Annotated in this window: 16 protein-coding genes; 8 read left to right on the top strand and 8 right to left on the bottom strand. The window is 41.4% G+C overall.

Annotated features, from left to right (window positions below; all coding sequences use genetic code 11):
• Positions 1-469 precede the first annotated feature (469 nt).
• Entirely contained in the window at positions 470-1,240 is a 771-nt protein-coding gene (locus GNF10_RS08930) for a hypothetical protein (RefSeq protein ID WP_185586138.1), read from the top strand.
• A gap of 19 nt (positions 1,241-1,259) precedes the next feature.
• Here the strand turns inward: GNF10_RS08930 and GNF10_RS08925 are convergent, their stop codons facing one another.
• Positions 1,260-2,114 (bottom strand): phosphate/phosphite/phosphonate ABC transporter substrate-binding protein, encoded by an 855-nt coding sequence (locus tag GNF10_RS08925; RefSeq protein WP_185586139.1) that lies wholly within the window; start codon positions 2,112-2,114, stop codon positions 1,260-1,262.
• 182 nt (positions 2,115-2,296) lie between these two features.
• On the opposite strand from GNF10_RS08925, the gene GNF10_RS08920 reads away from it, so the two are divergent.
• The gene (locus GNF10_RS08920; protein ID WP_185586140.1) at positions 2,297-3,211 is read left to right on the top strand and encodes a DUF3365 domain-containing protein; all 915 of its coding nucleotides are present in this window, start codon (positions 2,297-2,299) and stop codon (positions 3,209-3,211) included.
• A 42-nt stretch (positions 3,212-3,253) separates the two neighbouring features.
• On the opposite strand, the gene GNF10_RS08915 is transcribed toward GNF10_RS08920, so the two are convergent.
• Together GNF10_RS08915 and GNF10_RS08910 are read right to left on the bottom strand one after the other, a co-directional pair.
• Positions 3,254-4,633, bottom strand: coding sequence for a serine/threonine-protein kinase (locus GNF10_RS08915; RefSeq protein ID WP_185586141.1), 1,380 nt, complete (start codon positions 4,631-4,633; stop codon positions 3,254-3,256).
• 162 nt (positions 4,634-4,795) lie between these two features.
• Positions 4,796-5,116: a DUF4278 domain-containing protein gene (locus tag GNF10_RS08910; RefSeq protein ID WP_185586142.1), complete on the bottom strand. Its 321-nt coding sequence runs from the start codon at positions 5,114-5,116 to the stop codon at positions 4,796-4,798.
• A 297-nt stretch (positions 5,117-5,413) separates the two neighbouring features.
• Here GNF10_RS08910 and GNF10_RS08905 point away from each other — a divergent pair, with 297 nt between their 5' ends.
• Together GNF10_RS08905 and GNF10_RS08900 are read left to right on the top strand one after the other, a co-directional pair.
• Positions 5,414-5,668 (top strand): hypothetical protein, encoded by a 255-nt coding sequence (locus GNF10_RS08905; RefSeq protein WP_012411579.1) that lies wholly within the window; start codon positions 5,414-5,416, stop codon positions 5,666-5,668.
• 3 nt (positions 5,669-5,671) lie between these two features.
• Positions 5,672-6,931 carry a murein transglycosylase A gene (locus GNF10_RS08900; RefSeq protein WP_185586154.1) on the top strand — a complete coding sequence of 420 codons (1,260 nt, stop codon included), beginning with the start codon at positions 5,672-5,674 and terminating at the stop codon, positions 6,929-6,931.
• A gap of 84 nt (positions 6,932-7,015) precedes the next feature.
• Here the strand turns inward: GNF10_RS08900 and GNF10_RS08895 are convergent, their stop codons facing one another.
• Both GNF10_RS08895 and GNF10_RS08890 read right to left on the bottom strand, forming a co-directional pair.
• The gene (locus tag GNF10_RS08895; RefSeq protein ID WP_185586143.1) at positions 7,016-7,885 is read right to left on the bottom strand and encodes a DUF5895 domain-containing protein; all 870 of its coding nucleotides are present in this window, start codon (positions 7,883-7,885) and stop codon (positions 7,016-7,018) included.
• 256 nt (positions 7,886-8,141) lie between these two features.
• Positions 8,142-8,891 carry a haloacid dehalogenase type II gene (locus GNF10_RS08890; protein ID WP_221643394.1) on the bottom strand — a complete coding sequence of 250 codons (750 nt, stop codon included), beginning with the start codon at positions 8,889-8,891 and terminating at the stop codon, positions 8,142-8,144.
• A 288-nt stretch (positions 8,892-9,179) separates the two neighbouring features.
• Here GNF10_RS08890 and GNF10_RS08885 point away from each other — a divergent pair, with 288 nt between their 5' ends.
• From GNF10_RS08885 to GNF10_RS08875, 3 genes are read left to right on the top strand one after another with little or no spacing between them, the layout of a single operon-like run.
• Entirely contained in the window at positions 9,180-10,937 is a 1,758-nt protein-coding gene (locus GNF10_RS08885; protein ID WP_185586144.1) for a ScyA-related TPP-binding enzyme, read from the top strand.
• Between the two features lie 13 nt (positions 10,938-10,950).
• A complete protein-coding gene (locus GNF10_RS08880; RefSeq protein WP_185586145.1) occupies positions 10,951-12,087 on the top strand; it encodes a 3-oxoacyl-ACP synthase III family protein in 1,137 nt (378 codons plus the stop codon).
• 23 nt (positions 12,088-12,110) lie between these two features.
• The gene (locus tag GNF10_RS08875) at positions 12,111-13,124 is read left to right on the top strand and encodes an SGNH/GDSL hydrolase family protein (RefSeq protein ID WP_185586146.1); all 1,014 of its coding nucleotides are present in this window, start codon (positions 12,111-12,113) and stop codon (positions 13,122-13,124) included.
• Between the two features lie 54 nt (positions 13,125-13,178).
• On the opposite strand, the gene GNF10_RS08870 is transcribed toward GNF10_RS08875, so the two are convergent.
• A complete protein-coding gene (locus GNF10_RS08870; protein ID WP_185586147.1) occupies positions 13,179-16,718 on the bottom strand; it encodes an NB-ARC domain-containing protein in 3,540 nt (1,179 codons plus the stop codon).
• A 439-nt stretch (positions 16,719-17,157) separates the two neighbouring features.
• On the opposite strand from GNF10_RS08870, the gene GNF10_RS08865 reads away from it, so the two are divergent.
• Entirely contained in the window at positions 17,158-17,337 is a 180-nt protein-coding gene (locus tag GNF10_RS08865; protein WP_179073760.1) for a CopG family transcriptional regulator, read from the top strand.
• A gap of 593 nt (positions 17,338-17,930) precedes the next feature.
• Here GNF10_RS08865 and GNF10_RS08860 read toward each other — a convergent pair.
• Positions 17,931-18,077, bottom strand: a complete 147-nt coding sequence (locus GNF10_RS08860; RefSeq protein WP_114083081.1) for a ribbon-helix-helix protein, CopG family — start codon at positions 18,075-18,077, stop codon at positions 17,931-17,933.
• 258 nt (positions 18,078-18,335) lie between these two features.
• Complete coding sequence (gene pruA / locus GNF10_RS08855) at positions 18,336-21,305, bottom strand: L-glutamate gamma-semialdehyde dehydrogenase (RefSeq protein WP_185586148.1); 2,970 nt, start codon at positions 21,303-21,305, stop codon at positions 18,336-18,338.
• Positions 21,306-21,409: the final 104 nt, after the last annotated feature.

Here is a 21,409-nt window from a genome sequence, read left to right as displayed (position 1 = left end):
CAATATGTAAGCGCGTTAGCTTATATTGACTTTGATTACACAATACTTTAAAAGTAAAGTTTCGTTGCAAAAAAACTACCTTCCATCTATGAGTGATAATCTAATAGTTGAAGCTCATAAATAAGCTTCCCTGGCAGATATAACAGCTGCATTTGGAATCGATTAAGTAAGAGGTAAAAGACGCTGTTTAACTTACATCTGTCTCGTCAAAACACAGCAACACCCAACGCGAAAACTGCTATTTACTCAAATGTGGAAGATTAGGGGGCGCTGTCACTAGATTTCATAACTTGTTTACACAAGCGATGAAAATTAGTACATCCCTGCATCTGATAAACAACGAGAGAAGATAGTTCAGCGAGTAGATGCTTGGGTGTTGTTGTGTTTAAAGAGAAGTCTAAGATATGGACTGCTCTTGGTGTAAGATTATACTAAGCTAAATAGTGAAAAATAATTTAAATAGCGCCTTATGTCAATTATTGCGCTCAGAGCGTGGTATCTACAGGATTACGAGCCGATTCCAGAACTAGAAAAACGTCCGCCAGACATTCGCTTGAGCAAAAAAAGCCTGCTGAGATCGGCATTGCGAGCAGACTTTTTAGAAGAAAGCGACGAAGTTAAGAAATCAACTTGGTTTGGGCGCTATCTAGAAGGGGAAAATATTGAATTTTATATTGAAGGGAGTGGTGGCTATTGCGTCGCCAACATTGACTTAATTAGTCATGAAATTTATTTTACCAAACAGGCACTGTTGGCTCAGTTAGAACCAACAATTTTTTTATCCTATCAAACTGAGTATGTTGCTGCGACAAATGCTCTCAGAGAAGAACTGCGAAAAAGTTTAGAAAGTTTAAACTTGCGATCGCGCCTTCCTCTAACATTAGTAGAATCCTCTCGCCCCAGTGGTGCTACTCTACGTATTAACCGCACGATCATGAGAAAAATCCGTAAGAGTTTGTTATTTATCGCTGACACCACACCCATCACTAGTGTTGACGGTAAAGAAACCCCCCAACTAATTCCTAGTCCCAATGTCTGTATTGAGATTGGCTATGCTATCCAAAGTAAGCGATCTGAACAGATTGTACTAGCACAAATGCAACGTCCAGATATTGAAGGACAATTTCCCTTCGATTTACCCACACAGCAAATTTTGCAATTTCAAGACACTACAGAACTAAATAAAATCTTGACAGGAACAATTCAAAACCAGCTAGCACGATTTAAATTGTTTTTTTGAGCAATATTTATGATGTAAATCAAAATAATTGGACAGGTTTCTTTTGCAGCTTAGAAGTAATCGAGCTTACCCGATCAACCACAGAAATCATGTATTTGTAATCTGGTACTTGTCCATTGGGTACATACCCCACTTCTTGAGCTAAACCAGAAGGCGCATCACTCATCACTTTGCGGATGAACTCTTGACGGTTACGTTCTACATTAGGGCCAATCAAGACTACGCCTAATGGTACATAGTGAGGGTCTTTAAATAGTATGCGGAATTCCGTGGGGGCAAACTGTGAACCGTAGAGAGCCAATTCCGCCTCTGAGACAGCACAGGCGATCGCTTTTCCTTGAGCCACCAATTCCAGCGCGGCTTTAGGTGTGGGTGCAAATAGGATCTCAGCTAGTGTTGTACCATAAAGATTGTAAAGAGGGAAATAATACCCTGTTGCAGAACCTAACTGACCTAAAGCCAGTGTTTGACCTTGTAACTGTTTCAATTCTGTAATTGGACTCTCTTTACGAACAACGAAAATTGAGCGCAAATTATTAATACCTATTAAAGGAAATAGGGGAGCATATTGGTGACGTGCGATCGCAATAGCCGCTAAACCCGGTGGAGCAAATACCAATGACCAAGCACGAGCTTCTAGGCGCTCAACCGCTCTATTTTCATTAAAAACTGGCTCTAGCTGAATATACGAGTTTGTTTTTTCACCCAAATAACTATTAAATTTAGCATATTGATTAATTATCTGTTCGCCTCCACCATAGTTGATAACGCCAACAGTTAACGTACCATTAATATCATTTGGTGATTGACAAGCAGCAAATGTCAAACCTAGCAGATTAAACAGAAATAAACGTCGGGGAAGTCGCAAAAACATCACTAATTATTGGTTAAGGAAGTAACTTGGTTTTCAGAACTAATTTAGATAAGTTTGACTGCTGCCTAAATAGGTTATATCGCGGCAAAAAATTAATATTTATTTAAATATTGTTGAGATGCTTTCTAACAGGTATAAATAAATATTAGACAAACTCAGATACTACCTTCATTGGTTAGGTTATGTTAAACAACATTACATTAAAAAACTTAAAAATCGGTGCTAAATTTAACTTACTTTTAATATTAGTTTTCATGGTCAGTATTGTGGGAAGTGCGATTGCCTTATCCAGTGTACTTCAGGGGAGAGCGCAAAATGAAGTAACTTCTCAGGCGCAGATTCTCATTCAAATGGTGAACGCAGTTAGAGATTATACACAAAACCGTATAGATCCCTTATTAGCACCTAGATTAGACACTAACCCAACATTCATGCCTGAAGTTGTACCAACTTTTTCTTCTAAAGAAGTCTTTGAGAATTTTCGTAAAAAGCCTGAATATAAAAACTTTTTTCATAAAGATGCAACACTTAATCCAACAAATTTAGCGGATAAAGCTGATAATTTTGAAACTCAACTTGTAGAACGTTTTCGCAATGAATCCAAAACTCAAGAAATTACAGGCTTTCGGAAATTGTCAGAAGGCGAAGTATTTTACATAGCGCGACCATTAAAGATTACACAACAGAAATGTCTGCGATGTCATTCTACACCAGATCAGGCTCCTAAGAGTCAGTTGGCAACTTATGGTTCAGAAAATGGTTTTGGCTGGCAACTTAATCAGATTGTTTCTGCTCAAATAATCTCTGTTCCTTCTCAAGAAATTTTTGCCAATGCCAAACGGACTTGGGTATTAATCATGGGGCTTTTAATAACTATCTTTGCGATCGTAGTTTTCTTAATTAACTTCTTAATCAAAAAATATGTTATTCAGCGCATCAGAAGAATTGAAAAAATAGCTCAAAAAGTTAGTGTTGGTGATATGAGCGCTGATTTTGAAGAAAGCTCTAATGATGAGATTGGTGGGTTAGCAGAAGCATTTAATCGGATGAAAGCTAGCTTAAAAATAGCTATGGAGATGTTGAATAACCAAAGCTGATAATTCTTAATTAACGGATAAATAAAGGCAATATATAAAATATCAAGTAAGTAAGCGTTGCTGGAATTTCAAAGCTTTTTGAGGTTCGGGAATTTTTGATGCTAAAAGTTGCACAAATTCTGCACGGGAAATTTGCCCAGATGACTTAACAGCTTTTTGGACTAGAAACTTAGCTATTGGGCCTATTAAATCAGACAATTCCCGCTCACATTGATGCACAAAGCTATCGCTGATTACTTGAGATTCTTGACTTGGTAAATTATTAGACTGAATTTCAGATTTAACTGTAAATTCCTGTAGTAGAGTAGGTTTCTCTAGTAGAAACATTGTTTTCTTCTTAAAATCAATTTGTTGGTTTCCTCGAAGATGAAGGGTTAATTGATTAATTAATTCTTCGCAGTTGGGTGCTGATGCCGTAACTTGTTGGAGTAATCTTGAGGCAACGGGGCCGACAAATTCCAAAAGAATCTTTTCTAAACGGCTATAATTTTCCGTAGACAGAATGGAGGCAGGCGGATACCCAATTGAGTTTTGTTGAGAAAGTGAAGCTTGAGATGATTGTCTAAAAGATGGTGATTGAAGTGATTGCGCTTCTACTTTACTATCAAGATGCTTAAGCACCTGTAAAACTTCAGCCGCAGATTGATAGCGCTGTTTAAAGTGATGTAGCACCATTTTAGATAGCACAGATGCCAACTCAGAACTGACATTAGCCTGATGTTGCCAAGAAATTTCACCAGTATCTGGATCTTCCTCAAAGTTTATCGGATGTAACCCCGTCAGCGATTGGATACCAATAATACCCAAAGAATAAATATCGCTGTTAGAACGGGGCTTCCCTTGCCCCTGTTCTGTAGACATATATCCTGGAGTACCAATTATAATAGTAGCCCCACTGCGCCCTGAAACTGTAAGTAGTTGAGTTTGGACTTGTTTAACTGCACCAAAGTCAATCAGCACTAACTTACCGTCTTTTTGCCGCCTGATTATATTGTCTGGTTTGATATCTCGATGGATAACGTTATGGCTGTGAATAAATTGCAGAATACTCAACATCTGTTGCAGAAGTTGAATTACTTGATCTTCTGTCCAAAGTTGATTCGGTAATAGTTCTGCTTTTAGAGTATGCCCCTCAATAAACTCTTGCACCAAAAAGAACTCTTGGTTATCTTCAAAATAGGCTAAAAGCCGAGGGATTTGGTCATGGCTGCCCAGTTGCTCTAGTGTTTCTGCCTCACTGGTAAATAGCCGTCTAGCAGTTTCGAGAAATTCGGGGCTACGAGTGACAGGCTTAAGGTGTTTGACAACGCATTTCGGGAAACCTGGCCGATGGGTATCTTGAGCTATATAGGTTTGACCGAATCCACCTCCCCCTAAGACTTGGAGGACTTGGTAACGTCCGTCTAATAATTGTCCTAACATTGTCTCACTTGCCTTAAGTCCTCAAATTCATCTTGGCACAACTACCAGTTTTGGCAAGATGAATTTGAGGTAGATAATGCTGAAATTCAAAGGTTTTTTGAGGATTGTACTACACACAAGTTCATGACTCCCTACACTCCAGATGAGCTTGTAACCATATTATTATTGAAGTTTTAATTGTTTAGAAATCGGCAGTGCCACAACTTTTGAAGTTCTTGCTGGTTGAGAGACTACAGTTACTTCTCCCTGTGCAGTTTTATTTACAAAGTAAGTAATTCCCCTAAAGCTCAATTTATAAGCTACTGGTGATAGAGGAACTTCTGCCGATTTTGAATTTGGATCAACATGATAATTAATGCCACAGTACATTAAATTATAAGCTGGCCCGAGTTGAGGAACTGGTTGAAAGGGCTGTTCTGTTTTTTTGCTGTCAACTTTGCTTGGGTTGTATTCGTAGCTCAGACCACGATAGTAAAGTTTCATAAATTTCGCCTCCTGAATAACTAACTGTTGTTCAACAATGCCAATGACTTATCAGAGCTTGATTGGAGAGTTATGCAGGAACAAAGGAACCGATTAAAGGATTAGCCGTCTAAAGTGAGGAGTCATTGGGCATTGGGAATTGGGCATGGGGCATTGAGCATTAGTTATTCTTTCTTCCTCTGCCTCCCCTGCTCCCTTACTTCTTCCCTCATCCCCACCTCCCGTATGCTTACCCTTTTCATTCAGGGGTTACGTGGTTAACAATGGGTTGAATGTTTTTTTAAATGGTTCAATCTTATGGCTAGAACTCCAAATGAATATGCCGTATACCTCCTACTGGAAAGCGGCCACCGGGAAGAAGTCCGTTTTCCTACTATTCAAGAGTTTCAGAAGTGGTATAGCGGCGAACTTGTGCCAAAATCTGCTTCCAATGACTTTATTAGTGTGCCGATCAAAAATATTCAAGGGGAATATATGGTAGTAAGACCTTCTCGGGTTGTGGCAATCCGGGTAGAACCTATTTTTAGTTCCAGTGTTGAAAGATTCAACTAAATGATGAGAAAAACCCTTGCTTTACTTTCCTTGAGTCTGGGAGTTGTCCTTGTAAACCCTCTTTGGTCGGCTGTTGCTCAGGTTCCTAACTTACTGCCCTTGCCAATACCGACTACTCCCGATCTCTCTCCGGTGCCAATACCAATCACTCCAGAGATAACACCGCCGCTAAAACCGATCGCCATAGGAAGCGATTGTACGCTCCAGCAGAGGTGCTTGGGTTGGGATGATCAAATTTGGGGTCAAAGAGGTAAAACAGGTGATCGTAATGCGTTGTTGGCTTCCATTGATAACAGTCTGATCTACCTAACAAAGGGTGAAGCGATCGCAGCATATCAAAATTATCCAATCAAGGAGATTACCCTCGATCGCGTCCGCCGGAGTTTGTTACGTTTCCGCCAACTGGTTGTCAGTTCTAAGTCACCCGCCCAATTACAATCTGTCGTCCGCCGTGAGTTTGTCTTTTACCAGTCTGTAGGCAACGATGGCAAGGGTACTGTTAAATTCACTGCTTACTACGAACCTGTTTATACCGCTAGCCGTGTCAAAACTGCAGTATATAAATATCCCCTTTATCGCCTACCACCTGATTTCAGCCAATGGCCGAAACCCCACCCCAAACGAATTGATTTGGAAGGGAAGGATGGTTTACAAGGGAATAAGAGCAAATTGCGCGGTTTAGAACTGCTGTGGTTCCGCGATCGCCTCGACGCATACATGGTACATATCCAAGGTTCTGCTCAAATTAAGTTAACTAATGGCAAAACAACGTCAGTTGGCTATGCAGGTGGAACAGATTACCCCTGGACTAGTATCGGCAAAGAACTAGCCAAAGATGGCAAACTGCCACTAAATGGTTTGACAATGCCACGTCTAATTAGTTATTTCCGGCAAAAACCCCAGGAGTTGAACAATTATCTGCCCCGATGGGAACGATTTATTTTCTTCCAAGAAACAAGTGGTAGACCAGCAACTGGTAGTATTCATGTGCCAGTGACAGCAGAACGTTCCATTGCTACAGATAAGTCTCTCATGCCACCAGGAGCGCTAGCTCTGATTTACAATTCATTTCCCTATCCCGCCAGTCGTGGCAAACTAGAGAGGCGTACTGTCAGCCGCTTTGTGCTTGATCAGGATACAGGAAGCGCCATCAAAGGCCCGGGCCGGGTGGATTATTTTATGGGTTCTGGTAAACTAGCAGGCGATCGCGCTGGCATCACAGGCGGCAATGGTTCACTATATTATTTGCTGCTTAAAGAATAAGTATTGGGCATTGGAAATGGGGCATGGGGCATTGGGCATTGATTATTCTCCTTGTCTCCCCTGTTCCCCACTCCCCACTCCCACCTAATATGGTGGATAAGCAAAATCATCTTCATCGGCATAAACGTAAGAGTTAGAAACTCCTGCCATTGCCAATTTAGGCGTTTCTGATTTTACAGGTTCCTTCCCAAAATCTTTGTATTCTTCAAAAGTCTTGCAAATCATTGCAGACTCCAGAGAATCCGAAGCTATTAAATATTGAGTTAAAGTCCCTACCGTGGGATGTTTGTAGTCTACAGTTGAAGCGACTAGAACTGTATTTGGTTCAATACCTCTTTCTTCACACTCAATTATCGGGCAAAAAATCCCGTGAGCATGGAACAAAGGGCCTTTTGGCGTTAAAGGTTGCTTGCGGTAAACAGCATAAGCTTTTTCTAGTTCAGCCACGAATCCACTAACTACTTTACCTTGTTGATATTCGCAGTAGGTTTTGCTGAAACTCGCTCCGGCAGCACCATTAAGAGTTAGTTGTAGTGGTGATTCGTGTAAAAATTTTTTATTTTCACCCACTATAAAAATTAGATAGCGAGTAAAGGTTTTAAATTTAAGTTTATCTGCTAAAAAGGCATCATAATTCTCTTTAAGCGTACCCAATTTTAGACCACTTTCCCGGTCTTTAACAGACAATGGCCCCCGACGCACTAAAACCAAGTTTGGAGTAGTGCTAATAAAGACTGTTTCGACTCCAGAACTAAATTCATGCTCTACCTGCTGCCAATTATGATCTGGCACAAAGCCTACAGCATTGGCGTTATCTAGTTTAATCGCCAAACCGTGGGATTGCATACCATCTGTGCCATACCGAGGATTAATCATCTGACACCAAGGGATGACTTGAGAAGGCGGTGCATTAAATTTCTCGTCTTCAAAGTCGAAATTAGCAGATGCTTTCATCGTTTTAGGCTATCAAAGTGTTTTATTGAACAAGTTTATCGGCAAAGCGCTGAGGAAAGGAGAGCCAGAAAGAGAGCGTTGCTACGAGATTTACTCGTGCCTTGCGTGTCGCCCTCAAAAGGAGGTCGAACATGCCGTCAAACTGGTGTAGTAATTTTTCCAGGGTAAAGCAAAATCAATCTATGTTGCAATCCCTGTTTCGTTTTGTAACAACAGATTCTTGTCGAAATAGTGCTGGGCATTCAGCAATTATTGCTCAGTATTCTTTCTGTAAACTCATAGCTGCGAGAGTCTTTAAATCGGGCACTTCTAAGTCAGGTTTACTGACTGCTGACCCTGTGATGTTAACTCCTTGTGGATCTGCTCGACGGTTTACCCAAACTGTTGATAGTCCTAGAGATTTGGCTGTAACGATATCGTGATATACACTAGCAGCAACATGTAATATCTGCTCTAGTGGCAAATCAATTCTCTCAATAGCCAGTCTGAAGTTGTTTAAGGAGGGTTTGTAACTTTTTGCCTGTTCTGCTGTGATTATTTGGTCAAATTCCACCTCTAAGTGTTTTGCAGAAAAAGCAAATAGATCGTCATCTACATTGGAGATAATTACCAACTGAAACTTTTGCTTGAGGGTTTTAAGTGCCTCAACTGTATCGGGGAAAGGTAGCCAATGCTGAATCGAATCAGCAATTGAATTTAGTTCCTTGACAGTTGGCTCAAAGCCAAATTGTTCACCAAATTTCTCGACTACTCTCTTCAAAATTTCCCTATATTTGATATAATAACCCTTTTCAAGTTCTGCTTCAAATTCAGCAAAAAGTTCCAGAATTCGAGCGTCATCTAAATTAGTGTTGTGTGCTAGCAGAAGTGGCTTAAGCGCTCCTAAAATGCCGTTCTCCCAATCAATCAGGGTTCCATAACAATCGAAAGTTAAAGCTTTATACTGATTGAAATTAATCACCTTTTTATACTCCAGAGCTTGATTCTTATAGTGTTCAGTTTTCATAAACTGGAAAACAGGTTAATCCATCTACATTGGCGCAGCCTGCCGTAGGCATCACTACACCCACATAATGTTTAATTCTCTAGACATTCCTTGTATCAGATTTTCAACTGCTAAAAAATTGGCAAGGCAAAGTGTGAGGGTCGTTTTAAGGTTTCTAACTAACTGCTTTACAAAAGCAGTACTAAAAAATTTATATGGTACTTATCTAAAAAAAGTAATATTGCTGAGTTTAGCGTGTGGGATAATGTTACTTCACAGGGGAAATTATTCCTAATAAGTATAGTTTGTATGCATCTTAAATTTCAGGACACACAAGCGAATACCACTGAACAATTAAACTCCACTGAACAGCAATCTCACGGCAAGCCATCTAGACCTTCTTCGGTAGCAGAGGCAGTGGTTAAAATGCTAGGAGATATGGGAGTAGAGTATGCCTTTGGGGTTTCGGGAGGTGCGATCGCCCCAGTGTGGGCTGCATTACATCAAAGTTCCCTCCAGGTGCTGCACTTTCGCCACGAAGCTGGAGCAGCTTTTGCAGCAATTGAGGCTTACTTTGTTAGCGATCGCCCGGTTGTGGTATTCACTACTACAGGGCCGGGGATCACCAACGCTTTGACAGGGCTGTTGGCTGCCCGTTGGGAGGGCGCTAAGGTGATTCTTATCTCAGCTTCGACCTCAGCACCACAGCGTGGACGATGGGCTTGCCAAGAAACTAGCGCCTACACAATTCCCAGCGCAGGTATTTTTACTTCGGGGACAATATTCCATTATGCGACAACCCTCGAATCCAGCGATGAACTTCCAGAGATTGCTCGAAGGCTTGCCATCGGTCTAGCACAACCGGAAGGATTTGTAGCTCATATCAGTATTCCCACAAATATCCAGACAAGTCCAGTAAAAACATCTTTGCCACAAGTAACTCTGTGTCATGCGATAGCAACGGCAAGTGAAGAAACAATCGGAGAATGTGTCCGGTTACTATCTGAGGGAGCCTTTGCAATCTGGGTAGGTTTCGGGGCACGGGGTGCTGCAAAAGAGATTCGCCAGCTTGCTGAGAGAACAGGGGCTGCCGTAATGTGTTCACCACGGGCCAAAGGTATTTTTCCTGAAGATCATCCTCAGTTTGTAGGCGTTACTGGCTTTGGTGGGCATGAGTCTGTTTTCAGGTATATGAGGGAGCAACGTCCAACGCGCATACTGGTGCTGGGAACACGTCTTGGTGAGTTTACCTCATTGTGGAACCCTGAGATGATTCCCAGACACGGCTTTTTGCATGTTGACATCGACACAAAGGTTCCAGGAACTGCATATCCATCCGCCGAGACTTTTGCCATCCAGTCCGACGTAGCAATATTCCTAAAGAACCTGCTGAAGAACTTCCCAGAAAGTACTGGTCGCTCTAGGGCAATAATGCTGCCTCGATTTAAACGCGATCTCATCAAGCCACGTGTGGACGGTCTAGTACGACCGGAACTGCTTATGAATGTAATTCAACAAGTGATTGTTGATGGAAGCGATGCATTAGTAATGGCAGAGTCAGGTAACTCGTTTGCTTGGGTAATTCATCTGCTGCGATTTACCACATCAAGTCGTTATCGGATAAGCAACGGATTTGGTTCTATGGGGCATTTTGTCACAGGTGTAGTAGGTGCTGCTTTAGCACGGAATGGCAAGGCTGTGGCTATTGTCGGAGACGGTGCCATGCTGATGAACAGCGAAGTAAACACGGCTGTAAAATATCAAGTTCCTGCGGTCTGGATTATACTCAACGATGGGCGCTACAACATCTGCGAACAGGGAATAGCATATCTAGGATTCAAGAACGTAGATGCAACAATTCCGCAGGCAGATTTTGTCAAGATTGCTCAGGGTATGGGAGCAGATGGTATTCGGGTAGAAAGGGAAGCTGGCGTTCAAATAGCACTAGAAAAAGCGATCGCGGCGAAGGGCCCATTTGTGGTTGACGTAATCATCGACCCCACCCAAATAGCACCCACTCAAAGTCGTAATCTAAGCCTGATTTTACAGGGCGCTACGAATTATTAAAAGGTGATTAGATATGACGCATCTTCCAGTCGGTATTCGTTCGCTTGCTTTGAGCCTTCCAAGTATCAGACGCACAAATGATTATTACATAGAAAAATATCCTGAGCTAGTCGCTCAAGCCGAGCAAAAAGGTTTTGCAAAGTTATTTTCACTTAGTGAGTCCATTTCCAGTAACGAGTTTGACCAAGAGATGTTGCGCTATCTGTCAGATCCTTTTCGCGGCACTGTTGAGCGATGGATGCTGGGATCTGGTGAGTCTTCTTTGACGCTGGAGTATCAGGCTGCAATAGATGCTCTCCATGCCGCAAAGCTCTCTCCTGACGAAGTTGAATTGATGATTGTTGCCTCAGTGTGGCCTGAACAAATTGGATTTGGCAATGCTGCTTTCCTAGCCAGTCAACTAGGTCTCCAGGGTGCTGCTTGGAATCTTGATGCGACCTGTGGAAGTACTCCGGTTGCACTTCAAACTGCCTGTGCTTTGGTGAAAGCAGGAGAGTATCGCAATGTACTGGTAGTTATTTCATGTACCTACTCTCGCTTTTTCGACGAGGATGATACATTTCCCTGGTTTACTAGCGACGGTGCTGGAGCTTTCGTAATTGGCTCATTAGAACCGAACCAGGGAATCCTTGGTACAAAGACTGTTCATACTGCTGCATTAAATGAAGTTCTCTTTGCTCAAATCATCAAGGACAAGCAAAACAATCCGCAAGTCCGTATGCAAGTAGGCAAGGGTGGGAATGCTCTTGGCGAAACAGCTGGGGAGTTTCTGCGTAAATGTTGTGAGGGTGCTGTTGCTGCTGCTGGTGTAACTATTGAGCAAATTGACTTTTTTCTTTTCAATACACCTACAGCTTGGGTTGCAAGTTTCTGCACGCGCATATTAGGCATAGATCCAGAATGTACGCTCAACCTCTACCCGCAGTATGCAAACCTTGGTCCAGTACTCACTGTGGCAAATTTATACCACGCTGCACAGTTAGGCAAAATTCGCGAAAATGATTTAGTTCTCATTTATGGTTCCGGCTGTTCAGGTGCTGCTGCTGCAACTGTAATGCGTTGGGGCAATGTGGCACTAGGTACTGACCCTATGAAGCAATTTAACTCAATAGGAAAAGATACCGGAGGTAGAAACCTAGTTTCTTGTTAAGGTCATATAGAAAGATTGAAATTATGTCTCAAAAGTTGACAGTGCAAAGTAAGATTCTTACAGTAGGAATTTTTTTGTTTTCTATCATTTTTCCACTCAAAGTCTCGGCACAAAATTATGACGAGATTTATATTTTTGGTGATAGTCTTTCTGATACAGGTAATGTATTCAATATAACGAAAGGAGCTATACCTCCAAGTCAAACTTACTTTAATGGACGTTTTTCTAATGGTTCAGTCTGGGTAGAATATCTCGCCTCTGATTTAGGGTTAATATTCAATCCGAAAACTAATTTTGCCTATGGTGGTGCAACCACAGGGTCTAAGAATATCGGTATTAGTGGTTTACCAGGATTGCAGCAACAGATTAATAGCTTTACATCGGCAAATCCGTCTGTAAACCCGAATGCTCTTTATATAATTTGGGCTGGTCTGAATGATTATGTAGATAACTTTTTCGTTAACATTCCGGATTCTACCCCATCAGTCACCCAAGTAATTAACCAAGCAGTCTACAACTTATCAGCATCATTGACATCGCTTGCTGCTGTTGGTGCTAAAAATATTATGGTGGTTAACCTGCCAGATTTAGGAAAGTTTCCAGTTGCAGGCAACAATAATCAAGTTTCCACCTTAATTAGTACTTCTATCAATATACACAACTCCAGCTTGACCACAAATCTTAATTTTTTAAGTCACCAACTCAGCCCTGATATCAATATTATTTCTCTTGATGTTAATTCTCTTGTTAATAGAATGATTGCAGATCCTGGGGAATTCGGTTTTACAGATGTGACCGAATCTTGCATTGGAAACTTATCGGTAATCCCTATAAATATTTCTCCGCAGTCAGTTGTCTGTACTCCTGATAAGTTTCTATTCTGGGATCAAGTTCATCCAACGACCGCCACTCATCAGATCATTGGAGAATTAGCATTTTCATTACTCAAACCAGAGTCTGTACCTGAACCTTCTGTTCTATTAGGGCTGTTGGCATTTGCTAATTTAGGTGCAGTTTTGCTAATGAAACGGACATAGTAATATCAATACAGCAGATAAATTCCACATTTCAGACTGCTGCTGAATTTTGATTTATAACTCCACAGCCCCTAGAGTTTTCAGAGTGGAAATAGTCGCCTCAGTCATTCCTGTAACGCCAGTAATGTTCATGCCTTCGTAAAGTCTAGGGTTCAGAATAGTTTTTAGACAATCACCAGTCAAAGTATCCCAAAGCTTAATTGTCCCACCTTCACAAGCACTGCTTAAGGTTTGTCCGTCGCTACTAAAAGCAACCGACCATACTAAATTGCTGTGTCCCAACAAAGTTCTGACACAGCTACCAGTGTTAACATCCCACAACTTGACAGTTTGGTCACTGCTACCACTGGCTAGCGTGTTACCATCCATAAAAGCTATAGAGTATACGGAACTAGTATGTCCCTGCCAAGTTGAGAGACACTGAGTAGTTTTAACATCCCATAACTTAACAGTTTGGTCGCTACTACAACTAGCTAGCGTTCTACCATCCGGACTAAAAGTGACCGACCATATAAAACCACTATGACCATACAGAGTCTGAAGGCATTTACCAGTGTTGATATCCCACAACTTGATTGTTTGGTCTTGACCAGTACTCGCTAAAGTTTGACCGTCCGAGCTGAAAGCGACTGACCATACCACCAAAGCGTGTTCTTGCAAACTATTGAGACACTTCCCAGTGTTAACATCCCACAACTTCACTGTTTTGTCTTCACTGCCACTTGCAAGGATACGACCATCGGAACTAAAAACAACTGATGTGACCCGATTACTATGTCCTCGCAATGTTTTGAGACACTTTCCAGTGTTAACATCCCACAACTTTACTGTTTTGTCTTCACTGCCACTTGCAAGGATACGACCATCGGAACTAAAAACAACTGATGTGACCCGATTACTATGTCCTCGCAATGTTTTGAGACACTTTCCAGTGTTAACATCCCACAACTTTACCATTTGGTCGCCACTACCACTTGCAAGCATATTACCTTCATGGCTGAAGATAACCGACCATATTCCATAACAATAACCCTGCAAAGTCTTGAAGCATAAACCAGTGCTGACATCCCACAGCCTCACTGTTTGATCGCTGCTACCACTTGCGATCGTTTGACTATTTGGAGTAAAAGCAACTGACCATATCCTAGTAGTATGTCCAGATAGAGTTGTAAGGCAACGAGCAGTACTAACATCCCATAACTTCACAGTTTGGTCATGTGAACCAGTGATAAGTGTATGGCCATCTAAATTGAATGCGACTGAAGTTACCCAGTCAGTATGACCCTGTAGAGTCTGAATGCAGCGACCAGTACTAACATCCCATATCCTTACAATTTTATCACGACAACCACTTGCTACTGTTTTACCATCGGGGCTAAAAGCGACTGAACAGATACCGATATTGGGATGTAGAAGGATTTGAAAAGTTTGACCAGTGCTGACATCCCATAGCCTTACTGTTTGGTCATCATCGCCACTGGCAAGAATGGTACCATCGGGACTGAAGGTAACTGATGTTACCCGATTACGGTGGCCTGAAAGAGTTTTGAGGTATTGCCTGGTACTAGTATCCCAGAGCTTGACTTTTTGGTCTTGACCACCACTGGCAAGTATGTGACAGTTAGGACAGAAGGCAACTGACCAAATCCCACCCTCATGAGCATAAAGGGTGGTCAAGCATTCTCCAGTTTTAGTATCCCATAGTTTTAGTGTTTGGTCTTGACTGCCACTGGCAAGTATGTGACCATCGGAACTAAAGGCAACTGACCAAAGCCAATCTGTGTGCCCGACACAAACAAGCAATTGTTGTCCATCCGCAACTCGGTATAAGCGAACCTGATTATTAGTATCCCCAGTCGCTAAGAGTTTTCCATCTGGGCTGAATGTAACAGAATGGATGCCTCCTAATGTTTCAGCAAAAACACAATTACTTAATTCAGCCTGAGCAAAATTTGCATTATGCAAATTAACTGAACGCATATCTGCTTGCCAAACGATTAGATCAGAAAAGTCATAGCTACTTAGATCGGTTTCTAGATAACAAAGCAGATTAAAAATATTGCCCGCCGTATATCCTGGTTCTAGCGGAGATTCTTGTCGCTGCTTTGCTAAAGTTTGAGTTAATACATTTCTAATGTTTCTTTTACTTCTTAAAACATTCAGCAACCCATCTATAATTGGTTTGATGATGAGGCGAACTTGAGTGTGTTTAACATAGTCTTTACCCGTCGCCTTCATCAGAGCATGACATCTGAATAAATAAATATTCTCAGTGAGAATCTCTTCACATATATGTTCTATCAAGCTACTAGTTACATACTCCATGACCACAGGCTGGAGGGTAAAAAGTAATCCAGTTTTTCCAATTAGCTTAGGCGTAGCTTTCTCGATTAACGATCGCCTGCCTAAAGATTCTAGAGCCTCTAGTAATTTTGCTTGTGGTACTGGTGATACAATATCTTCTCGCAATTCTGAGAGTGTAACCGACTCCCGATTAATCGCTAGCCAGTACATAATATCCTTTTCTAAATCTGACAAGCGCTCAAACTGCTGCTCTAAAATATCGCGAATGTCGCCAAAGACAGCCGTGTCGTGTTGCAAAAATTCAGTGACATTACCATTAAAAATATCTTGAATAGTTGTGGCAACTATCTTCAAGGCTAGTGGATTACCTGCATAGCGCTCAATTATTACTTTCCATTCGTCCTCTGTCGCAGATAGCCCTTTGAGTTTTAAGATTTCTTGTCCTTCTGCTATCTTCAAGCCACTCAGTGGTAGCGAACGAACAGATAATGCTTCTCCTTCCAGTAATGCCACTTCTTTCGGTTTTTCACGACTAGTTAGCACTAAGCAGCCTTGGTGAGTTGCTTCTCCTATCCGTCTTAAAAGCTCACCATATTCTTCATATCCTTCTCGATAAAGTCCTGCGCGGCTACCACTACGGAGAATTGACTCTGCATTATCAAGGATCACCAAACAGCGATGATTTTGCAAATAGTAGAGGAGTCTTGATACCCGATCGCTAAAGCTTTCTGGTAAGTTACCTTCTGTTTCTTGCTCGTCAGATAAAAATTGGATCAGGTTACTTAGAATAATTTTAACAGGTGGGGCTTCTCGTAGCGATCGCCAGATCACATACTCAAAATTTTCCTGAATCTGTTGAGTAAGCTTTATAGATACCGTTGTTTTCCCAATACCTCCTATCCCTAATAGTGCAACCAATCGACATTGTTCATTGAGAATCCATTGCTCTAGGGTAGTAAGTTCTTCTGTACGTCCATAAAAAACTGGGTTAAAGATAGCTTCTCCCCAATCTAGACGATTAATTGAGCTTAAATAGTCACTTTTATCTATTTTTAAATTGAAAGCTGAAAAAAGCTTTTCAATAGTTTGTTTATCAACCCCTCCTTCCCGATTCAAGACTTTCGAGATGGTCGCAGAATATAACCCAGAGCGGGCACTCATTTCTTCGAGAGTATATCTGTTTCCAAAATTTTCTTTTGCTTCTGACTGATGCTTGGCTTCCTTAATTTTTTGTAACCCCTTGGCAGTAAGTGCAACGCCACGCTTTCGTCTCCAATTCTGTAAAGTCATTTATTAACTCACGTTTGGGTAATCGCCTTTAACTAAAAGGATTATCTACTAGGTTGCTATAGATATGAGGTGATAGCTATCACAAAGGAACAATTTCATCTTGCAAAAATTTCAAATAGTTGTATGTCCAAAATGCTTACTAATGTCAGCCATCTTTAGGAATCTAATTGTTTCAGTAATTTAACACAACTTATTTAACATAAAATCTGGACTGTGGATCGTTGCTGATACAAGGTCTTCAGCCAAAAGCTTCTTGCACCAACCGCAATAGTTGATTTATTCCGTATGATACTAGTAATTTAATACCTTCTCGTTTCAGTAATGTGTTTGGGGCTTAACGCTTAAGTTCAATCTCAAAATCTTGATTTTCACTGGTAAAGACGTTTCAAAATTGGCAAGCTTGATAAGGAAAGTTTGTATATATCTAGCCTATCAATCAATGAATAAAACTGCTGCACTTAAATTTCCCCATTTGGCAACCTCCAGCAAGAAAAAGGCGCTTAAGCGAATTACCTTAAACTTGACATTAGATGAAGCTCAGAATCTTGAAAAGTATTGTGAACAAACAGGCAAACCAGCAATAGACGTGATTCGTGAACTGATTGAAGCCTTACCTTGACCTGTCAAGTCCCAGTCCAGAAAAATCATGACTATAGTAGAAGGTGTTGTAGATTTGGACAAAGGTTTTCAGTTTACTCTGACAAGAGTAATTCAAGAGCGGTAATCATAAAATTAGACACTTCCAACTGGATATTTGCTACTTTCTTTGCTGTTGTTTGTTGCAAAAATACTAAAAAACAAGGGTTAGAAATTATTGTTTGATGGAAGTGACGACAGACTAAAATAGTCGCCGAACCGTATAAACAGTTTCTCAGCACTCATGTTGCAACTAAATATAAGTAAGTGAGCGTAAATAATTGTCGTTGGGATAAGGCAACAGGCAACAGGCAATAGGCAATAGGCATAAGGCAATAGGCAATAGGCATAAGGATTTTAGCCTAGTTCATTTCTCTTTACATAGTTTGGTTTTATTGTGCCAACTTATTTAGTTTCACGTCATCTTGTTTTCGGCGTGCTGCGATCGCCGTAAACGATCGCAGCACGCCTTTATTCAGTTTTTACCGTGTCTCTCAATCCTTACCAAAAATTACCCAAAGTCTAATATTTATATCTTGAGAATCAACCAAAGTGAAATGGTTAGCAAATCTACTTTTATTTTGTCTGTGGCAAGGCTCGAATGAGTTCTCTAATCACATCCGTCGCTGGTCTGCCTGTCTGTTCACAATATTTTTCGAGGTTCTTGGCTTCATTTGATGCCAGGTTTATAGTGATTCGCTTGACCGCCCATTTTTTGTTCATACTAAAACTGATAAATCGTGTACTCATAGCTTCAACCCCTGATTTTACCTCTCCAGATGGAAAGTAACCTAAATTTGGGATGTGCTGGGATACCTTTTTAAGGATGTAGGACTTACGCAAAACTACATATTGTAGGGGCAATTCATGAATTGCCTCTACCTGGAAATCTTTCTGTTTGCGTAAGTTCTAGGATGGTTAGGGAAGATTAAGCTTTAACCCAAACCTCTTGGAATACATACCCTAAACTACTTTTGTAGTTTAATCTGCACCTTCAATTGGTGCAAAACCTTGGCGCTGAATATTTTCTGTTACCGCGCGTGGTTCTAGGAATTGCAGTAGGTAATCAGGACCGCCTGCTTTAGAACCAACTCCAGAAAGTTTGAATCCACCAAAGGGTTGCCGCCCAACGATCGCTCCGGTAATATTGCGATTGATATACAAATTCCCGACTTCAAATTCTGTCTGCGCCTGCTGAATATGCGAAGGTGTTCGAGAATAAAGTCCCCCAGTTAAGGCGTAGTTCGTCCCGTTGGCGACTGCTAACGCTTCCTGGAAATCTTTCACCCGAATTACCGCCAGCACAGGGCCAAAAATTTCCTGCTGGGAAATTACCGCATTTGGCGATACTTCACTAAAAATTACAGGGCCGATAAAATATCCTTGTTCGGGTGCTGGTAATTCTAAGGCTAATTGTGCTTCTGCCTTACCCTTCTCAATATACTCGCGGATGCGATCGCGGGCATTAGCATCAATTACTGGCCCAACTTGGGTACTAGGTAACTCTGCTTCCCCAATGTTCAAGGATTTTGTCGCTTCTACCAATCGTTGCACAAAGGCTTCATAAATCGGTTCCAGCACAATCGCCCTGGAAGCCGCAGAACATTTTTGTCCACTGTAACCAAATGCCGATTGCACTACTCCTACAACTGCTTGGTCTAAATCAGCACTTTCATCGACAATGATGGCATTTTTGCCACCCATTTCAGCAATTACCCGTTTCATGTGCTTTTGTCCAGGTTTCAATATTGCGGCTTCTGCGTAAATTCGACAGCCAACTTCTTGAGAACCAGTAAAAGCAATTACATGAGTATCAGGATGATTTACCAAGTAAGCGCCGACTTGCGAACCTTTCCCTGGCACGTATTGAAAGACACCTTTGGGAAAACCAGCCTCTATTAAGATTTCGGTGAGTTTTGCGGTAATTACAGAAGATGTTTCCGCAGGTTTAAGAAGAGTACAATTTCCTGAAACTAAGGCTGCAACAGTCATTCCACATGCGATCGCCAGAGGAAAATTCCAGGGAGAAATTACTACAACAATCCCCCGTGGATGGTAGATATAACGGTTAGTTTCCCCAGCAAGGTCATAATTAACACCTTTATCTAGCCGTTCTATTTCATCAGCGTAGTACCGACAAAAATCTATCGCTTCCGAAACCTCTCCATCAGCTTCTTTAACAGGTTTCCCAACTTCCAAAACTATCCAAGCTGAAAGTTCGGCGCGGCGGAGTTCCATCAAATCACCCGCTTTCCGCAAAATATCGGCGCGTTGTTTCGCTGGTGTTTTCCTCCACCCAGGAAATGCTGCTTTGGCTGCTTGCATGGCTTGTTCAGCTTGTTCAACACTAATCAAGCCAACTTTACCAACTACTTCACTGAAATTAGAAGGATTGAGAGAATCAACAAATTCCGACGTATTAACATATTCCCCATTAATCAACGGCAAATAAGTTTTACCCAATTGTTGACGAACGCTTTGGAAAGCTTGCGCCGCTTTCGTTCTGATCTCTTCCACCGCATAATCGGTATCAGCTGCACCAAGAAAATGAGAGTTAGGAGTTAAAGATTTTTCTTCTTTGACAATTGGGGGCGCTAATAACTCTTCAATTGGTCTATTTTCGAGATTTTGGCGTAAAAAAGAACTATTAGCTGTATTTTCTAACAATCGGCGAATTAAATACGCCATTCCAGGTAATAATTCACCGTAGGGGCAGTAAACTCTAACTCGATAACCCCTGTCAACCAATGCTTTAGCAACTTTATCACCCATACCGTAGAGGACTTGTAATTCAAAGCGACGGCGAGGGACATTTAAACTTTCAGCGATGGCAATGGCGCGAGAGTGCGATCGCACATTATGGCTACCAATGGCAGAATAGACATATTGATGATTTTCTAGCAATAACTGAGTAATGGTTTCAAAGTTAGCATCAGTTGCCGCTTTATCATTGTAAACTGGCTGTTCCCAATGCTTCTGGGCTGCTTTGATAGTTTCTTGATCCCAATATGCGCCTTTCACCAAGCGGATTGTTAGGGGATAACCGCGTTCTTTTAACCAAGAAATTACGTTTTTGGCATCTTGCTCGCTATCACGCAGATATGCTTGAATTGTCATGCCAATATCTGTGCGTTGCCGAAATTCTTCTTCTAGTAAGAGTTTTTTCAGGATGCTGAGAGTTATGTCTTTATAAGCATACTGTTCCATATCAAAATGCACAGCTGCGCCCAACTCTTTAGCACGACGTAAGAGAATCCGAATGCGATCGCTAACTCGCTCCTCACTACCTTTAGCATCTAATGGGTCAAATTGGGAATAAAACGCCGTTAATTTAACAGAAACTTGAACTTTTGGTATGGTTTCGCCATCAGCCTCATCAATAGCCGGGATAGCTGCCCAATTCTTTGATGCTTCTACCAATTGTTGCATTAATTCTAGATAGCGTTCTAGATAAGACTGCGCTTCGGCTTCGGTAATCACCGCTTCACCAAGTAAATCAATGGTGAAAGCCATTTTTTCTTTTCGCAGTCGTTCAACTGTTTTGATGACTTGTTTAATATTTTCCCCAGAAATATATTTATGGGCAAGAGTCTCAACGGCTGTACCAACGGTTGTCGCAGCAACTTGGCCTGGCATCGAGTCGGGGTTAGCAAAGTTTAGCATTCCCTTCAAAGCTGCCGGTAATTCTACAGATTCATCTCCTAAATATTCTTGTAAATGTGAAGCAATTTCTGATTTACTGTGTAAAGCAGGTAGCGTGTCTATAAAGCGAAATAGTTGCACCCGTAATCCAGGATTACTCATCGCCCAAGCTAATAATTTATCATCCCAGCGCATTTGATCCCGTAGGGAAGAAAAAAACGAACGATTTTCCTGCGTTGCGGCTAGAAGTTGTTTAGCAATTTCTTGGGTTTTAGCTTCGTAGGTGCTTGTTTGTACTTGTAATACCACTGATAATAAACTCCGTTAATCAAGGCAAGGCTTTTTGTACAAAGCCTGTGTCTTCTATTTTGACGCTTTCATTTAGCTGTCACCATATCTAATGGTTTGCCAAG

This window comes from Nostoc sp. UCD121 (assembly GCF_014222285.1).
In the GTDB taxonomy this organism is placed as follows: domain Bacteria; phylum Cyanobacteriota; class Cyanobacteriia; order Cyanobacteriales; family Nostocaceae; genus Nostoc.
This window is presented reverse-complemented; position numbering and strand designations above follow the sequence as displayed.